At 29.3% G+C, this 18,255-nt stretch carries 18 protein-coding genes, 1 tRNA gene and 1 pseudogene; 10 read left to right on the top strand and 10 right to left on the bottom strand.

Features of this window, described 5'->3' with window-relative positions:
* The 6 genes from PKV21_02650 to radC all read left to right on the top strand — a co-directional run.
* Window positions 1-333, top strand: a 333-nt coding sequence (locus PKV21_02650) for a hypothetical protein (protein HOM26388.1), incomplete at its 5' end; no start/stop codon positions are given.
* A gap of 12 nt (window positions 334-345) precedes the next feature.
* Complete coding sequence (locus tag PKV21_02645) at window positions 346-906, top strand: DUF1318 domain-containing protein (GenBank protein ID HOM26387.1); 561 nt, start codon at window positions 346-348, stop codon at window positions 904-906.
* Entirely contained in the window at window positions 903-1,961 is a 1,059-nt protein-coding gene (gene vorB / locus PKV21_02640; protein ID HOM26386.1) for a 3-methyl-2-oxobutanoate dehydrogenase subunit VorB, read from the top strand. The genes PKV21_02645 and vorB overlap by 4 nt, the downstream gene beginning before the upstream one ends.
* Before the next feature lie 3 nt (window positions 1,962-1,964).
* Complete coding sequence (locus PKV21_02635; GenBank protein HOM26385.1) at window positions 1,965-2,708, top strand: thiamine pyrophosphate-dependent enzyme; 744 nt, start codon at window positions 1,965-1,967, stop codon at window positions 2,706-2,708.
* Window positions 2,708-3,367, top strand: coding sequence for a DUF1614 domain-containing protein (locus PKV21_02630; protein ID HOM26384.1), 660 nt, complete (start codon window positions 2,708-2,710; stop codon window positions 3,365-3,367). Before PKV21_02635 ends, PKV21_02630 begins: the two co-directional genes overlap by 1 nt.
* Before the next feature lies 1 nt (window position 3,368).
* Window positions 3,369-4,076, top strand: coding sequence for a DNA repair protein RadC (gene radC, locus PKV21_02625; protein ID HOM26383.1), 708 nt, complete (start codon window positions 3,369-3,371; stop codon window positions 4,074-4,076).
* Window positions 4,077-4,090: 14 nt separating this feature from the next.
* Here radC and PKV21_02620 read toward each other — a convergent pair whose 3' ends face one another.
* Genes PKV21_02620 through PKV21_02600 form a run of 5 tightly spaced genes read right to left on the bottom strand, consistent with a single transcriptional unit; the run spans window position 4,091 to window position 9,961 of the window.
* Complete coding sequence (locus tag PKV21_02620; protein HOM26382.1) at window positions 4,091-4,567, bottom strand: cytidine/deoxycytidylate deaminase family protein; 477 nt, start codon at window positions 4,565-4,567, stop codon at window positions 4,091-4,093.
* A complete protein-coding gene (glyA, locus tag PKV21_02615; GenBank protein HOM26381.1) occupies window positions 4,542-5,774 on the bottom strand; it encodes a serine hydroxymethyltransferase in 1,233 nt (410 codons plus the stop codon). Before glyA ends, PKV21_02620 begins: the two co-directional genes overlap by 26 nt.
* Window positions 5,758-7,845 (bottom strand): glycine--tRNA ligase subunit beta, encoded by a 2,088-nt coding sequence (glyS, locus tag PKV21_02610; GenBank protein ID HOM26380.1) that lies wholly within the window; start codon window positions 7,843-7,845, stop codon window positions 5,758-5,760. Before glyS ends, glyA begins: the two co-directional genes overlap by 17 nt.
* A gap of 20 nt (window positions 7,846-7,865) precedes the next feature.
* A complete protein-coding gene (locus PKV21_02605) occupies window positions 7,866-8,927 on the bottom strand; it encodes an LptF/LptG family permease (protein HOM26379.1) in 1,062 nt (353 codons plus the stop codon).
* A complete protein-coding gene (locus PKV21_02600) occupies window positions 8,924-9,961 on the bottom strand; it encodes an LptF/LptG family permease (protein HOM26378.1) in 1,038 nt (345 codons plus the stop codon). The genes PKV21_02605 and PKV21_02600 overlap by 4 nt, the downstream gene beginning before the upstream one ends.
* 51 nt (window positions 9,962-10,012) lie before the next feature.
* On the opposite strand from PKV21_02600, the gene PKV21_02595 reads away from it, so the two are divergent.
* Window positions 10,013-10,600 (top strand): ComF family protein, encoded by a 588-nt coding sequence (locus tag PKV21_02595; GenBank protein ID HOM26377.1) that lies wholly within the window; start codon window positions 10,013-10,015, stop codon window positions 10,598-10,600.
* Window positions 10,601-10,604: 4 nt separating this feature from the next.
* Here the strand turns inward: PKV21_02595 and glmS are convergent, their stop codons facing one another.
* Genes glmS through PKV21_02580 form a run of 3 tightly spaced genes read right to left on the bottom strand, consistent with a single transcriptional unit; the run spans window position 10,605 to window position 13,189 of the window.
* Entirely contained in the window at window positions 10,605-12,413 is a 1,809-nt protein-coding gene (gene glmS, locus PKV21_02590) for a glutamine--fructose-6-phosphate transaminase (isomerizing) (protein ID HOM26376.1), read from the bottom strand.
* Window positions 12,413-12,541: a hypothetical protein gene (locus PKV21_02585; GenBank protein HOM26375.1), complete on the bottom strand. Its 129-nt coding sequence runs from the start codon at window positions 12,539-12,541 to the stop codon at window positions 12,413-12,415. Before PKV21_02585 ends, glmS begins: the two co-directional genes overlap by 1 nt.
* Window positions 12,542-12,556: 15 nt before the next feature.
* Entirely contained in the window at window positions 12,557-13,189 is a 633-nt protein-coding gene (locus PKV21_02580; protein ID HOM26374.1) for a hypothetical protein, read from the bottom strand.
* 173 nt (window positions 13,190-13,362) lie between these two features.
* On the opposite strand from PKV21_02580, the pseudogene PKV21_02575 reads away from it, so the two are divergent.
* Together PKV21_02575 and PKV21_02570 are read left to right on the top strand one after the other, a co-directional pair.
* A pseudogene (locus PKV21_02575) lies at window positions 13,363-13,656 on the top strand (alpha-N-arabinofuranosidase).
* Window positions 13,657-13,766: 110 nt separating this feature from the next.
* Entirely contained in the window at window positions 13,767-14,966 is a 1,200-nt protein-coding gene (locus PKV21_02570; protein ID HOM26373.1) for a hypothetical protein, read from the top strand.
* A 592-nt stretch (window positions 14,967-15,558) separates the two neighbouring features.
* On the opposite strand, the gene PKV21_02565 is transcribed toward PKV21_02570, so the two are convergent.
* Window positions 15,559-15,643: transfer RNA gene (locus PKV21_02565), tRNA-Leu, on the bottom strand.
* A gap of 1,101 nt (window positions 15,644-16,744) precedes the next feature.
* Window positions 16,745-16,963, bottom strand: coding sequence for a helix-turn-helix domain-containing protein (locus tag PKV21_02560; GenBank protein ID HOM26372.1), 219 nt, complete (start codon window positions 16,961-16,963; stop codon window positions 16,745-16,747).
* Window positions 16,964-17,344: 381 nt separating this feature from the next.
* Here PKV21_02560 and PKV21_02555 point away from each other — a divergent pair.
* The coding region (locus tag PKV21_02555; GenBank protein HOM26371.1) for an IS1634 family transposase at window positions 17,345-18,255 on the top strand (911 nt) is incomplete at its 3' end.

Below are 18,255 nucleotides of genomic sequence, written 5' to 3'. Positions count from 1 at the left end.
TTTAAAAATGGAACTATAGCGAATCTCTGGGCAAGTTGTTCAGCAAATGCAGGTGGCGGAGGTGTTTCTCTTGATGTTTATGCTGTTGATTTTACTGCAAAATTTACTGGCTGGGAACATACCCTCAGATTATTCAGAAAGGACCAGGATATAATTGAAGTGAGAGGAGAACCAAATATTTTTGAAATTGAAGATAGAAATTTTATAGATGCGGTTAAAACAAAAAACCCTTCTTTAATTATGTCTGATTACGAAGATGGATTTAAAACAGTTGAAATAACACTTGCTGCAAATAAATCTCTGGAAAAAGGAAAGGTAATTGAAATAAAATAAAGGAGGTTTGAAATGAGGAAAAATTTTTTATTGATTTTTTTAGTTCTTGGATTAATCAGTTGTGCAGTGGTTAATGTTTATGTTACATTTCCGGAAGAAAAGGTTAAAAAAGCAGCAGAAGATTTACTTGCACCACCATCCTCTTCAAAAACCAAACCAGAAAGTTTTCTTGACAATTTATTTACAAGGAATCTTTATGCTGAAGAGGTAGTTGTAACAAAAGATTTAAAAACTGACTCTCCTAAAATAAGTGAAGCAAAAGAAAAAATGAATACATGGAGAGAAAAACTTGATGAATTCAAGAAATCAGGATATATTGGAGAGACAAATGATTTTAGAGTTGTTATAAGAGAATTACCAAAAAATTCAGAAGATGCAAAAGAAGTCAGAAAAATAGTTGATGATGAAAATAAACAGAGAGAAATTATGATAAAAGAACTTTTAAGAATAAACAATGCTGCACCTGATGAAGAAAAAAAATTCAGAAAAATTTTTGCTGAAGTAGCACAGAAATATTCTCCACAAAATACATGGATTCAACTTTCTGATAATTCCTGGACAAAGAAAAAATGAATAAATATTTACTTACAGGTTGTGAAGCAGCAGCAGAAGCAGCAATTCATGCTGGATGTAAATTTTATGCCGGGTATCCCATAACTCCTCAGAACAGATTTCCTGAATATATGAGTAAAAGATTACCTGAGGAAGGAGGTATTTTTATTCAGGCAGAGAGCGAACTTTCTGCTATAAATATGGTTTTTGGAGCAAGTGTATGTGGTTTTCGCGCATTAACATCATCTTCTTCTCCGGGTATTTCTTTGAAACAGGAAGGAATATCATATCTTGCTGGTTGTGAACTACCTGCAGTAATTATAAATATGAATAGGGGTGGTCCTGGTCTTGGAGATGTAACGCCTTCTCAAAGTGATTATTTTCAGGCAACAAGAGGTGGAGGACATGGGGATTACAGAACAATTGTATATGCTCCGTGGACAGTTCAGGAACTATATGATTTAACCTATATTTCATTTGATATTGCTGATAAATATAGAAATCCTGTCTTAATACTTGCAGATGGGATACTCGCTCAAATTATGGAATCGGTAAAATTTAAAAAAAGGAAAAACAGATTACCTATAAAAAAATGGGCTTTAACAGGTTGTTATGGAAGAAAGCCAAATTCAATAAAGTCATTATTTTTAACTCCTGGTGTACTTGAAAAACATAACTGGAAACTTTATAAAAAATATAAAAAAATTGAGGAGAAAGAAGTAAAGTATGAAAAATATTTCTGTGAAAATTCAGATAGTTTAGTAGTAAGTTTTGGGACATGTGCAAGAATATGTTATGAAAGTATTAAAATTTTAAGGGATAAAGGTAAAAGAATTGGACTATTCAGACCAGTAACTTTATGGCCATTTCCTTATAAAGAACTTGAAAAAACAATTGAAAAGGTAAAAAGAATTTTTGTTGTTGAAATGAATCTCGGACAGATGATAGATGATGTTAAAATTGCAAACAGAAAAAATTTACCAGTTTATTTTTATGGAAGACCTGGTGGAGGCGTCCCCACACCACAAGAAATATCAAGGTTTTTCACAGCCCACCTTAAAGGTGGGAAGGAATAAGTTATGGAAGCAGTATATAAAAAACCAGAAAGTTTAAAAGAAGAAATTACAACATACTGTCCTGGTTGTGGACATGGAATAATACATAGATTAATTGCAGAAATAATTGATGAATTAAATATTAGAGAAAAAACGATTGGAGTTGCTCCTGTTGGATGTGCAGTTTTAGCATATAATTTTTTCAATTTTGATGTAACTGAAGCAGCACATGGAAGAGCACCAGCAGTTGCAACAGCAATAAAAAGATTATTACCTGATAGAATTATCTTCACATATCAGGGAGATGGAGACCTTGCAGCAATAGGGACAGCAGAAATAATACATGCAGCAGCAAGAGGAGAAAATTTTACAGTTATTTTTGTTAATAATGCTATTTATGGAATGACAAAAGGACAGATGGCTCCAACAACTTTACCTGGAATGAAAACAACAACTACAATTTTTGGGAGAGAACCAAATTATCATGGTTATCCTCTTAAAGTTTGTGAATTACTTTCTCAGATTGATGGAGTTACTTATCTTGAAAGAACAGCAGTTGATTCAATCCCTGGTATAATAAAAACAAAGTTAGCAATAAAAAAAGCGTTTCAATATCAGATTGAAAATAAAGGTTTTTCTCTTGTAGAAATCCTTTCACCATGTCCTGTTAACTGGAAAATGTCACCTTCCCAGTCAATGAAATGGATAAAAGAAGTTATGAGTAAATATTTTGTCCCTGGCGTTTATAAAGATAAAGGGGGTAAATAATGTTCTTTCTGCCTTTTTCTTTAATTTTGCTTTTGATATTTTTTATTCTTCTGTTACCTGTTTTTCTTTTTTTAATTCAAATTGAGATAATAAGGATTGCTTTGAGTAAACTTGGACTATCTCCTGCTTTTGCTTTTTTTATTCTCCTTCTTTCTCTTATTGGAAGCGGGATAAACATACCTATTTACAGCAAAGAAGCAACAATTATTCCACCTTCAAGAGATTTATTCTTTTTATTTCAACCTTTCGGACTTCCTCAATTACAGACAGAACAGGTTATAGCCATTAATGTCGGAGGAGCAATAATTCCAATTTTACTCTGCATCTATTTATTACCTAAAGCACCTCCTCTACCTACTTTATTTGCAACTATTATCTCAACAATTGTCTGTTTTAAATTATCAAGAGTTATTCCAGGACTTGGTATTACAATTCCTGCTTTAATTCCCCCACTTGTTAGTGTTTCACTTGCATTTTTGTTTTCTCCTGGAAATAAAATACCTGTTGCCTATATTTCTGGAGTTCTCGGTGTTTTAATAGGTGCTGATTTACTAAATTTGGCAAATTTACCACCCTATCCTGGAGTTATGAGTATTGGTGGTGCAGGTGTTTATGATGGTATTTTTCTTGTTGGTATAATATCAGTTCTTCTTGCATAAAATGGAAAAGAAAAAGTCATTGAAGTACTGGAAAGAAGAAGAAAAGCCAAGAGAAAAACTGATAAAATATGGGGAACATAATTTAACAGATACAGAACTTCTTGCTATTTTATTGAGAAGTGGAACAAAAGGCGAAACAGCCATTGACCTTGCAAGAAAAATAATTGATAAATTTGGTTCTTTCAGGAATATGAGTCATACAAGTTTAAACAATTTTAAAGAAATCAAAGGACTTGGTATGGCAAAGATATGTCAGATAAAGGCAGCAATTGAAATAGGTAGAAGAATGGTAGAGAAAGAATTAATAAAAAAAGAAAAACCGATAACATCTCCTGAAGAAGTAGTAAGATATATAATGCCAAGAATGAGAGATTTAAAAAAAGAGGTTTTCAAGGTTATACATCTTGATTCTAAAAACAGACCTGTTGAAATAAGGGAAATAGAAGAAGGAACGGTAAATCAGGCAAATCCAATAATAAGAGAAATTTTTTATAAGGTGATTGAAAATTTTATCCCATCAATAATTTGTGTTCACAATCATCCATCAGGAGACCCAAGCCCGAGTAAAGAAGATATTGAATTTACAAAAAGATTAAAAGAAGCAGGTGAAATACTCGGTATAAATGTTTTAGACCATATAATAATTGGAGATAATCTTTATTATAGTTTTGCATCAGGTAAAATAAATACTATCAATTCAATTTTCTGATTATCAAGGATTTTTTACTGTTTTTCTGAATTAAGATACCTTACTTTTATCTTTCCTTCCTTCAATATATTTTCAGCCATAGAATCAGGATAACCTTCTTTTATTATCACTTCTTCAATTCCAGCATTAATAATCATTTTAGCACATACACTGCATGGATGACATGTTATATAAAGTTTACTTCCCTTTATTGAAACACCGTGATATGCTGATTGTAAAATGGCATTCTGTTCTGCATGAAGTCCCCTGCATAATTCATGTCTTTCTCCAGATGGTATTTTAAGTTTCTCTCTTACACAACCAACTTCCTTACAGTGAGCAAGACCTGTTGGTGCACCATTATATCCTGTCGCAAGAATCCTCTTTTCTTTTACCAGAACCGCTCCCACTTTCCTCCTTATACATGTTGACCTTTTAGAGACAAGTTGTGCAATTTCCATAAAATAAGTATCCCAGTCAGGTCTTTCACTCTGGATAGATTGGGAATTCACTTGCAAACCTCCTTACTTTTTTTCTTATTTCATTTAAAATTTTTTCGTTATTTCTATTCTTTAATCCTTCATCAATCCACTCTGCAATTAAAACCATTTCTTTTTCTTTCATTCCTCTGCTTGTTATACAGGGAGTGCCTATTCTTATACCACTTGTTATAGATGGAGAAAGGGGGTCAAAAGGGATTAAATTTTTATTTGTTATTATTCCAACTTTTTCAAGAGTTATCTGTGCTTCAAAACCTATTATTCCTTTATCTCTTAAATCTATTACAAATAAATGAGTATCTGTTCCACCACTTACAATTCTGTACCCTCTTTTTTTCAATTCCTCACACAGTTTTTTACAGTTTTTTACAATCTGTTCCTGATATTTTTTAAACTTTTCTGTCATTGCCTCTTTAAAAGCAATTGCTTTACCAGCAATCACATGAACAAGTGGACCACCTTGAATTCCAGGAATTATTATACTATCTATTTTTTCTTTAAACTCTTTGTTACAGAGAATAAGCCCTCCTCTTGGTCCTCTCAATGTTTTATGAGTTGTAGAAGTAACAAATTCAGAAAATCCAACAGGACTTGGATGTAAATCTGCAACTATAAGACCTGCGATATGTGCTATATCTGAAAGAAGATAGGCATTAACTTCCTTTGCAATCTGAGAAAATTTTTCAAAATCAATTATTCTTGAATATGAACTGCTACCGCATACAATAATTTTTGGTTTTTCCTTTATTGCTATTTCCCTTACTTTTTCATAATCAATAAGTTCTGTTTCTCTGTCTACTGAATAAAAGCAGGTATTGTAAAGCATTCCTGAAAAATTTACTTTTACTCCATGAGTAAGATGTCCTCCTGAACTTATATGCATTGCAAGAATCTTATCTCCTGGCTTTAAAACAGAAAAATAAACAGCCATATTCGCCTGACTTCCTGAATGTGGTTGAACATTCGCATGGTCTGATTTAAAAAGTTTACATGCTCTTTCAATAGCGATTTTTTCAACCATATCCACGTATTCACAACCACCATAATATCTTTTCCCCGGATAACCTTCTGCATATTTATTTGTAAAGACTGAACCAACAAGTTTTAAAACATTTTTACTTACAATATTTTCAGAAGGTATTAAATTTATTGTATTTCTCTGTCTCTCCTCTTCTTTTTTTAATGCATAATAAATTTCAGGGTCAAATTTGTTTAACATTTTCCACCTCTTTTAAAGGAATATAAGAAAAATTTGCGAATTTATTAAACACATCATCTATCAATTTAAGCAGAGACAATCTATTATTTCTGGTCTTTTCATTCTCAACCATAACAAAAACTTTATCAAAAAACTTATCTATGGGTTCTTTCCATCTGGTCATCTCTTCAAGAAATTCTTCATATTTTTTCTCTCTATAGAGTTTATACATCTTTTCAGAATTTTCAATATAAAATTTATAAAGACGTTTTTCTTCTTCTTCAATTAAAAGATTTTCATCAAACTGTCCATATCCAATATTTCTTTCCTCTGCCTGTTTTAACATATTTGCCACTCTAATAAAAGGAATTAAAACTTCTTCACCTTTTCCTTCAATAAATGTATTTTTAATCGCTTCTATTTTCCTTTTTATCTCAAATAAATTATCTCTCTCAACAGAAAGAACTGCTCTTCTTAATCCTGGTTTTATTCCTTCCGCTATGAGTAAATTCTCTGCTCTCTGTAAAATAAATTCCAAAATTATATTTTTGACTTCATCACTTTTTATGTCAAGTATTTCAAGAGTTTTTTCAATAAGTTTTTCTATTGAAATTTCAATTTCTCTTTCCCATATAATTTCAATCATACCTGTTGTTAATCTTTTAATTCCGAGCGGGTCCTGATCTCCTTTAATTTCAGCACCCTCACTTATAAAACTACAGATAGTTTCTATTCTATCAGCAATAGAGACAATACTTCCTTCAATAAACTCTGGTTTTTTATCATTCTGAAATTTTGGTAAATAATGTTCTTCTATTGACTTTGAAATGACAAATTCATAACCATTTTTTTCTGCATATATTCTTCCAATAATTCCCTGTAAAGATGGAAATTCGCTCACCATTAATGTTGCAAGGTCATTTTTAAATAAAGAAACAATTGTTTCTATTCTTTCTCTTGTTTTCATATCCAGATTTAAACTTTCAGATATGAAATTACATATTTTTCTTATTCTTTCAACTCTGTCGTATATTGTTCCAAATCTTGGATGATAAACTATATTTTTAAGGTCTTCCAGATACTCAATAAATGGCTTTTTATTAATATCCTGCTCCATAAAGAAACAGGCATCTTCTATTTTACTTTCAACAACTTTCTCATAATTTCCTTTTATCTCATTATTAAAAACCCCATCACAAACAACTACAAAAACAGGAGAAAGATTACCACTCTTATCAAAAAGAGGTATACCTTTAACATTTAAAATTATTGATGTTAAAACCTCTTTGGGTAATTTCTTATAATTTTCGGGTAAATTGCAAATTCCACAAACAGGATATTCAACTATGGGTGTAATCTTATCAACAAGTTTAGATTCAAATAAAAAGTTATCACCTATCAATTTTTTAATCTCCTCCAGTATCATTCTTTTTCGTAATTCCTGGTCAAAAATAACAAAATTCTTTAAAAGTTTATCAAAAAAATCTTTTGTATCATAAGGAACTATTTTTTTGTCTGAAAGAGTTCTGTGGCCATAAGTAAATCTTTTGCTTTTTATACCCCCTATTTCAACAGGAACAATTTTTTCTCCATAAAGAGAAATTATATATCTTATTGGTCTGAAAAATTTAAACCTGTTTTCATTCCATATCATCCCTCTTGGAATTTCAAGTTGCTTAAGCACATCATTTATTATTCTATTAAAAATTTTAGTTATACTTTCTCCTTTTTCTAATTTAACAATACCTACAACCTTTTTCCCTTTTTTTTCAAATATTTTCAAATCACTCAATTTTACATTGTTTCCTTTTGCAAATTTGTATGCAATTTCGTTCCAATTACCATCCTTATCCCTGCATATTTCCAGTGGAGGTCCTGAAATCTCAACTGTTTTATCTTTTTGTTTTTCTTCAAGGTCTTTTAAAAAAATAATAATTCTCCTCGGTGTATAAAAAATCTTTAAATCATTATAATCAATCCTTTCATTTTCAAGGGATTTTTTAAGTAAAGGTGCAAAAACCTCTTCCAGATATTCATCTATACTTGATGGTAAATCTTCAACTCCGATTTCTAAAATAAGATTTTTTTTCATTTTTTTCATCACTTTCAATGTTAAGATTTCCTAAATATAATACAAGATTTTTTTATTTTATTCAAACCATAATTCTGAAAAATAATAAATGCCAGAATTACAAAAGGAACTCCTAAACTACCCAAAAGAGGATGAATTTTGGCATTTTTGGATAAAGAAAAAAAGAAAACATAGAGGAAATAGGAAAAAAAAGAAAAAAGAAAAGAAAAAGAAAAAACATATAAATTTGAAATCTTCTGACTTTTTTTCAAAAAGGAAAATATTATAAATATAAGAAAAAAATTCAGAAAAGGATAAGAAACTTTTTCATAAGTATATGTAGTTAAAGAAACAGGATTTATACCGAGTTTTCTCATTTTATTTAGAATGGAGGAAAGTTGAAAAAATGAAAGTGTTTCAATATCAATACTGGAAATAGAAAGAATTTCAGATGTTAACAAAATTGAAACAATCTTTTTACTGAATTTTTCTTTTTTTATCAGATTTTTTTCTGAATCAAATTCCCATAGATTTCCATTTTCAAAAATCCAGTTTAGGTCAGAGAAATTTTTTGCTTTCTTTGCTTTTATAGTGATAAATCTCCCATCTTCAAAATATTCAGAAAATTCAACATTTATAAAATATGAATCTTCTAATTTTTCAGAATAAAAAAAGTATTTTGGAGAAGAAAAAGCAATTGATGACTGTATAATACGATTACTCAGTTTTCTCATAAGTGGTGGAGAAACATAATTTTTAAGAACAAAAGTAAAAACAGATGCAAAAAAACCACAGAAAAGAAATATTGAAAATACTTTCCGGGGATTAATACCTGAAAGAAAAAGAATTTTTATCTCATTATTTTTCAACATCTCTGAAAGGATTAACATTGTTGAAAGGGTTGTTATAATTGGAGATATCTGTACAAATAAAAGAGGGCAGGTATATAAATAATTCTTCAAAATAAATGTTTTTCTGTGAACCAGGAAATCTGTTAAATCATCAAGAATCTGAATTATAAGAAAAAGTATGACAAATAAAAGAGATATTATGAAAAAGAATTTCAGAAAATTTAAAAATATATACAAAAACTTTTTTCTCATTTCCAGAATTTTTTTGTTAATAAAGCAAAGATAAAAAGTGGTAAATAAGTAAAATATGGCACTTCAAATTTTCTTACAAGTATTTCACCTACCATTAAAAGTTCAAAAAATATTATACTTATAAATCCTCCAATCCCTATATACAAAATCCTGTTCTTCTGTCTTAAATTCATTCCTATACCAGAACCGAGTAAAAGTAAAATTAAAGGCGTAAGAGCATATACACACCTTTCATGAAGTTCAGTCATTGCTTCAACACTTTTAATCTTTTTAAGTTCTATAAAATTTAGTTCAGGAATTTGTCGTTTAACTTCTGTCCTCTTAAAATCTTCTGTTAACTCAAGATAAAACTCATAATTTTTAAAATCAACTGAATTTATAGAACCTTCAGTATAATTTAGAAAATTCCCATTTTCAAGGATGAATACAAGTTTATTCTCATTCGGATTATAAACAACCCTACCTTTCTCTGCCTTTAAAAAGAATGTTGAATTATTCTCTCTTTTTGTAATTGAAATATTTTTTAAATTGAAATTTCTAAAAACCTTTTCAATATATATTGTTGTTCCTGGAATATCTTTTATTACCTCCTTTTCAATTATTATTGAAAGAGGATTTCTTATTTTCAATTGATGTATAACATTTATATTTGCAAATCTTATATCGGGTAAAATAAAAAGATTGAAATAAAAAAGAAAAAGTGTAAAAATAATAGAAAAAATAATTAGAGGTTTAATCAGAAATAAATTTGAAATACCTGAAAATGCGAAAATTTGTAGTTCTCTATCAGTATAAAGAGTTGAAAAAAAAGACATTGAAGCAACAAGCACTGTTAGAGGTATTATATATTCAAGTGATGCCAAAACTGTAAAACCAAAAAATTTAATAAGTGGTAAAAATGAGAAACTACCTTTAACAATTAAATCAAAAATCTGAAAAAAACTTTTAAGCATAAAAATAAAAAGTAATATAAAAAAGGAGAAGAAAAAATTAATCCAAAAACCCTTAAAAATATATTTTGTCTTAAATTTCATAAAATCTATTGTAAAATAAATAACTTTATATGTCTAATTGGCAGGAATTTATTGAAGAAAAACTGTATGGGTTGTGAAAAAGATAAAGAAAATTTTTATGGTTTTTGCAATGACTGTTTTTCTAAAATTATTTTTATTAATGAAACATTTAAAGACAGAATACATATAGGAAAATATGAAGGACCTTTAAAAGAAGCAATTACCAGATATAAATATGAAGGAAGGAAATATTATGCAGTAAATTTTGCCTCACTCATTGAAGATAGAGTAAAAAAGGAAAATATTGAATTTGACATAATTATACCTGTTCCCCTTCACTGGAAAAAAGAATTTATAAGAGGGTTTAATCAGAGTGCTTTAATAGGAACCTATCTTTCAAAAAAAACTAAAAAAAGGATGTACCAGAATGTTATGGTAAAACTAAAAAACACAGTCTCCCAAACAGAATTAAGTGAAAAGGAAAGAAAAGAAAATGTAAAGGATACTTTCGGAATAAAGAATAAGGATATTATAAAGGATAAAATAGTTCTTCTTATAGATGATGTTTATACTACAGGTGCAACAACAGAAGAGTGCAGAAAACTTTTACTTAAAAATGGAGCAAAAAGAGTTATAATTACCACAATTGCAAAAAGTTAAAGATTCATTCAACAGTCACAGATTTAGCAAGATTCCTCGGTTTATCAACATCAAGACCTTTTTTTCTGGCAACATAATAAGAAAGCAACTGTAAGGGTAGAATTGTTAAAAATACTTTTAAATACTCATTTTTTATATGTGGAATAAGTATAATCTCATCTGATAATTTTTTTATATCATCTGAAATAAAATCACAAACAGAAATAACATAACCCTTCCTTGTTTTCACCTCTTCCATATTTGAAATTACTTTTTTCAAAAGTTTATCCTTTACACATATAAATATTACCGGCATATTTTCATCTATGAGTGCTATTGGTCCATGTTTCATTTCTGCTGCTGGATAACCTTCTGCATGAATATAACTTACTTCTTTCAACTTCAGTGCTCCTTCAAGTGCAACAGGGAAATTAACTCTCCTTCCAAGATATAAAGCATTTGTTTTAAAAATTAATTTCTCTGCGATATTCTCAACATTGTTATTTTTAAGAAAAAAAACCATTCTTTCCTTCAATTTTAATATCTCATTACATTTACTAAAAAATTTTTCTTTTCCTATTTTTCTATTTTTAAAAAGAAAGGTAAGAACAAAAAGATATAAAACAAGAATCTGTGATGTAAATGCTTTTGTAGAAGCAACTCCAATTTCAGGACCTGCTTTTGTCATTAAAACAAAATCACTTTCTCTTGAAACAGTACTTTTTTCCACATTACATATAGAAAAAATTTTACATTTACTCTTTAATCTTTTTATCGCTCCAATAGTATCCGCTGTTTCTCCTGATTGAGAGATGGTAAGAAGAAGAGTTTTTCCATCAACGACTGGATTTCTGTATCTTAATTCTGATGCATATTCAACTTCAACAGGAATTTCAAGTAAATCTTCAATAAAATATTCTCCAATAAGACCTGCATGCCAACTTGTTCCACAACCTGTTATAATAATTCTTTCTGGATTAAACTGTTTTGTTAACTTTTCAAAAGTTTCATTCAAAAAATATTTCAATGTTCTCTCAATAGATTCAGGTTGCTCATATATTTCCTTAAGCATATAAGAATCAAAGTTTTCTTTTGATATTCTTATTTCTTTTAACTCAATCTCCTCAAACCTTTTTTCAATCTCTATATCCCTTTTAAAGTTATAAAATTTAATCTCTGAATCAAGATAGAAAATTTCATTTTCTTCAAGAAAAATCATTTTTTTTGTATATTGGGAGATTGGAATTGGGTCAGAAGCAAAATAAAAATTTTCTCCATCAAAACCAATAACAAGTGGAGAATTTTTTTTTACACCTATAATAAAATCTTCTCCCTTTTTTGTTATCAATAAAGCAAAAGAACCTTCCATCTTTTTAACAGAAGAAATAACAGCAGAAATTATATTTTTATCTTTTTTTAAATTTTCTTCTATTAAATGGGGTACAATTTCTGTGTCTGTCTGGGAAATAAATTTATGCCCATTTTTTTCAAGTTGTTTTTTCAAAAATTGATAATTTTCTATAATCCCATTATGAACAACTGCTATTTCATTTTTACAGTCAAAATGAGGATGAGCATTTTTTTCAGATATTAAACCATGTGTTGCCCATCTTGTATGCGAAATTATAATAACTTCTTTATCTATTTTAAAAGGCAGTGATTCAACAAGTTCTTCTATTTTATCTTTCCCGACTTTTTTATTATAAAAAGCAAATTCTTTACTATTGAAAAAAAAACCACAGGAATCATAACCCCTGTATTCAAGTATTTTTAACCCGGTTTTTATTATTTCCTTTACATCTCCTTTGCCTTTAAAACCAAAAATACCACACATTACTGTTCTTTCTCCTTATTTTTAATCTTTTCAAAACATTCTTTACAGATATAACTTGAATCTTCGGGATAAAAAGCATAAATTTCTTCTTCTCTCTTTTCTTTACCGCATAAATCACAGATTATCATTTTTCTACCTCCTTTCTAAACTAAAACAACTTTTATTCCAATCTCTTTAAATTTTTTTATGGTTGATATAAAATTTTTTTCTGATGAACCTGTGGTTATTAGTACATATTCTTTCTTATTTTTTAAATCCATTTTTATCATTCTCATACTCCTTGTTTGATAGATACAATCCCTTCCTATTTTTGTATCATCCGCAACTATTATAATTTTCTGTGCTTTTTTCATAAGATGTTCCACCTGCTGAACTGTATAGGCATCGTCAGATGTTAAACCTTTTACAGAGAAGCCGGGAGTTCCAATAATAAGTTTATCAACTTTAGAAAATGGTAAGTATATATTAACTATGCTTAAATTTTTCCTTGATATTTCGCCACTGACAATACCAACAAAATTTTCTGAAAAGAATTTATCATATTCTTTCAGGTAAAGATTTAAAATAAAAATATTATTTGTCCATACTTTTAACATAAAATGAGATGATGATTTTGCAAGCAGTTCTCCAACATAAGAAACAGTTGTACCAGCACCTAAAAATATTTCTTCTCCAATATTAATAAATTCAATTGCCTTTTGAGCAATTTTATATTTCTTTTCTTTTTCTATATCTCTTCTCTTTTCAAAACTTAAAAAAAGGTCATTTATTCCCATGCAAAAAATTTTACATAATGTTTTACAATTTGTCAAGTAATTTGTTAAATTTTTTGTCAAATTAAAAAAATCTTATCTAACCATTAACCAAATTAGCAAAAATTTTTTTAAAAGTATTTTCTTTTTTTCTAAATTTTTGTGATACAATAACTTCTTAAAAAGAAGGAAAGAATATGGGAAAAAATATTATCTATCTTCATTCAAAATTTAAAATTGATAGGGTTGACAGAAGAATATTTGGTGGTTTTCTTGAGCATATTGGAAGAGCGGTTTATGGAGGTGTTTATGAACCCAAAAGTCCTTTATCTGACGAAAATGGTTTTAGAAAAGATGTAATTGAAAATTTAAAAAGATTAAAAATGACAGTTATGAGATATCCTGGTGGAAATTTTGCATCAGGTTATCACTGGATGGATGGAATTGGACCGAAAGAAAAAAGACCTGTTGTAAGAGACATTGCCTGGCAGGTAAATGAACCGAGATAAAAATCTCTGAAAAAGACCTTCCAAAATTAAGAGAATTAGCGAGAAGAATAGATGAGCCTGATAACAAAATCAAAATAATCGTAAGCAATATGATGTTAAGAGAAGGCTGGGATGTGCAAAATGTAAGTATAGTATTAGGTTTAAGACCATTTACATCCCAAGCACAGATTTTACCTGAGCAGGCAGTGGGAAGAGGACTTAGATTAATGAGTGGTATAAGCCCAGACCACACCCAAACCCTTGAAGTAATGGGAACAGAAGCGTTTGAAGAGTTTGTCCGTGAACTTGAAAAAGAAGGTGTGGGTATTAATACAACAAAGACACCACCACCTCTGCCTGTGACGATTGCACCTGAAAAATCAAGATTGATTTATGATATTGAAATTCCTCAAACAGAGTTTAGGTTCTCAAGAAACTATAAAAAGATAGAAACTTTAGATCCATTAAAGATTCCATCGCTTTATTCCTCAGATAAACTTGAAGAAGAGAGAAAAATTTTTTTAAAAATGGAGTTCCCTGTAACTGAAACAGAAGTCCACATCGCCTCGTTACCTGCTACTACTCTGTCTTCTGGTAGGGAACTTGTCTCTTACATAGTTCGTGAGGTTATGAAAAGAACTCGCCTTACTTGTGAATTTAATAATTTATACCCAATAGTTGAAAGATACCTTCTTGAAAGATGTTTTGAAACAAAGATAAAAGATATTGAGGACGATAAATTAAGGAGACACTTAACCGATATTTCAATTCAGGATGCAATTATTGATTTATTGGTAAAAAAGATAGGCGAGATTTCTATTGAGACAAAAAAAGAAGTGGTAAAATTGGGTTCTTTCAAACTTTCTAAAATTCCACCATTTATTTGGAGAAGAAAACATTTAAGATGTAAAAAGACCGTATTTAACTTTGTTGCTGTTTATAATGACTTTGAAGCAGAATTTGCAGAATTTCTTGATAAATGTTCAGACATTGAAAAATTTGCTGCGCTGGCTGAAAAATTTTCAATTGATTATTTAAGTTCAAGAGGTGCTATAAGATTTTACTACCCAGATTTTGTCGCTATTCAAAAAAGTAACGGAGAAATAATTCATTGGATTATTGAAACAAAGGGGAGAGAATATGAAGATACTGACAAAAAAGATGAAGCAATTAAGAAGTGGTGTGAGGACATTAGTAAGCAATCAAAAACGGAATGGAAATATCTTAAAATCCATCAATACAATTTTGAAAAACTAAAAAACACTTGTAACACTTTTAGTGAACTCTTAAAAAATCTGTTTAATACGGCGTAAGACAGGAATTAATTTAATATTGACAAATTTTTTAGGAAGGAGGTATTATAGGGTTATGTTCGTTTTTAGCCACTAAATTTTTAATCTTGATCTCCGCTGTCCACCTTAAAGGTGGGATAGGGAAATTTTCTCAACTTTCATCAAGAATTACAACTTTACTTTCGGTCCAGTATGGTAATTTGTATTCAAGTAAATCTCCTTCAAGTTTCAGTATTCCTCCAACTTCTTCCTGTGGTATCATTCCTAAATGTACTACAACAGGTTCAGCAGTATATTGTAAGGCAATTTCATAAGCAAGAGCACTTTTACCAACTCCTGATACCCCAACAATTAAAGGATGCAGAACAGGAATTTTAAGTGGATTGGCTTCTTTTTCTCTTTTTTTAACTGATATGAAATAAAATCAAGTATTGATTTAACTTTATCTAAAATCTTCATAAAAAATAATTTTTTTTGTTTCTATTTTCACAATATATTATATCATAAAATCGGCAAAAAGTCAAATTTTTCAACATATTTCTCTCAGGTTAAAAAATCAGGATAGGTAATTTCAAAGTGTGACCAGTTAAAATTAAATTCTATAAATAAAAAATGCCGGGAGAGGGATTCGAACCCTCACGGGAGCAAGCTCCCAACGGATTTTAAGTCCGTTGCGTCTTCCTTTCCGCCATCCCGGCAAGTCATTGAAGGTAAATCACTTAAATTATTTCCTCTATCTGTTATTTTCTCTCCGGTGCCAAAATAGTGCCAACTTTCTGTTAGCAATTCCACACTTTTCTTTTTATGCTCCTGGGATAGATGTGCATACCTTAGAACCATTGAAAATGTTTTATGTCCTAACAATTCCTGAATAGTTTTAAGGTCAACTCCTTTCATTACAAGCCAACTTGCAAAAGTATGTCTCAAATCGTGAAATCTGAAATCTTTTATATTTAATTCCTTAATAAGTTTATTGAACATATGGGAAACATGATGTTTACTTATATGTCCAGTTTCTATAATTTTACTATAAAATACAAACTCATTTAAAGGGTCTCTTAATGTTTCCGCGTATCTCAAAGTTTCTACAACTATTTTATTCATAGGAACTACCTTTTTTTCTTTATTTTTTGTTCTCCATACAGTTATTGTTTCTGTATTAAAATCTATATCTCTCCATCTTAAACTTACAATTTCTCCAAGTCTCATCCCTGTATTTAATGCAATAATTATTATAGATTTCAAAGGTTCTTTAGCAAAATTTACAAGAAGATTTGCCTCTGTTTCTGTTAAATATCTTATCCTCATATTATTTTCTTTGTAAAGTTTTATCTTTGGAGAATTTGTATTTAATTTTCCCCATTCAACTGCCTTGTTAAATATCGTCTTAAGGCATGTTAATTCTCTATTTATCGTCGCATATTTTACGCCTTCTTCTATACGTTTCTTTTTATAATTTTCTATATCAAAACTTGTTATTTCACCTATATTTTTCTCTCCAAAAAATTCATTCAAATGTTTTATACTTATCGTATCCCTAATCCAAGATGATTTATTACTTTTCGCATAATTATCTAAAAACAAATCAGCCATTTCTTTAAATTTAATTTCTTTGTCTTCTTTTATATCAAAATATTTCTTTTCAATTATCATTGTTTGTATTTTTGCAAGAACCTTCTCTGCAAGTTTTTTGCTTTTTCCTATTTTCTTCCTATGTCTTTTACCATTGAAAGTATAATCTATCCACCAATTGCCATTTCTCTCAAATACTCTCATTTTGTCTCCTTTTTGATTATAACTTATATTTCTAAATTTTTCAAAATTTTTAACTCTTCTACCGTATGCTGTTCAATCCATTTATTCAGTTTTTCAATATCAAATCTTAAAAATTTTCCACCAACTTTAACATAGGGAATCCTTTTTTCATTTACCCATTTATATAAAGTTTTTGATGATATACCCAAATACTGATTGGCTTCTTTTATATTTAGCAATCTTTTTAGTATTTTTTCTGCCATTTTTTAAAAATTACCTCAAAAATTTTTTGGGTAATTTTTCCATTATCCATTTAAAAATCTTGTTTAATTTTTTAAAAATTCTCTCATCAACTATCATTTTTTATCCAACTTTTATCGGGTTAAGTTTTAAATTACTTTTTCTTTTACCTTTCAATTTTGGATTTTTACCTTCTCTAAATGTCCATAAAGAACAATTTATACTACGACATCCTTTTAACTCAACTTACCAGAAGATAAATTCAGGGAATAATTGATAGACAAGAAAAGAGACAAGATTTTTATTTTCCCAATATAAACACTAATATTTTGAAAATAACTTTTGACAGATTTTTTATAATGAGGTATAATACAAACATAGAGTAAACACAAAAAGGAAGGAAAATGCATATACAAAGGAATAAAGTAGTTTATAAAGGGAAGGTATATAGGAGTATATTATTAAGGCAGTGTTATTATGAAAAAGGGAAGATAAAGCAGAAGACTATAGCCAATTTAAGTAAGATGCCAGAGTATTTAATAAGGAGTATAGAATTAGCGATAAAGAGACATGAGATAAGTTATAAGATAGAGGATTTAGAGTTTGAGAAAGGAGTGGATTTTGGGGATATAGGAGTTTTATATGAGATTATGAGGGAAGAAGGATTGGATGAGATAATTTATTCAAAGAAGAAAAAAGAGAGGGAATTGGTTTTGATGATGATAATAGGTCGTATATTACATCCTGGTTCAAAATTAGAGAATACAAGATGGATAAAGGCAAGACAAGAAGCATTTAAGGAGTATTTTAAGTTAGATTATGATAGATTAAGGGTAGATGATTTATATGAAGCGATGGACTGGTTGATAGAGAGGAAAAGTAAAATAGAGGCAAGATTATATGAGAAGAGAGGAAGTCCCATTTTATTTTTATATGATATTACGAGTAGTTATTTTGAAGGGGAGAAATCAGAGATAAGTGAATTCGGGTATAATCGTGATAAAAAAGAAGGTAAAAAACAGATAGTAATGGGGTTGGTGTTAGATAAAGAGGGTTATCCAATATCAATAGAAGTATTTAGAGGGAATGTATCTGATCAAAGCACAATAAAAGGAAGGATAGAGGAAATGAAAAGGGATTATGGAATAGAAAAAGCTGTATTGATAGGAGATAGAGGGATGATAACAGAAACAAGGATGGATGAATTAGAAAAAGAGGGATTTGATTATATAACATGTTTAACACACAGAAAGATAGAGGAATTAGTAGAGGAGAAAGATAGTGGTTTTTATCCTGAATTATTTGATGAAAAGGT

The sequence above is a fragment of the bacterium genome (genome assembly GCA_035371905.1).
Taxonomy (GTDB): Bacteria; Ratteibacteria; UBA8468; order B48-G9; family JAFGKM01; genus JAMWDI01.
The sequence above is the reverse complement of the archived record's forward strand: the minus strand, read 5'-3'. Positions and strand labels throughout refer to the sequence as shown.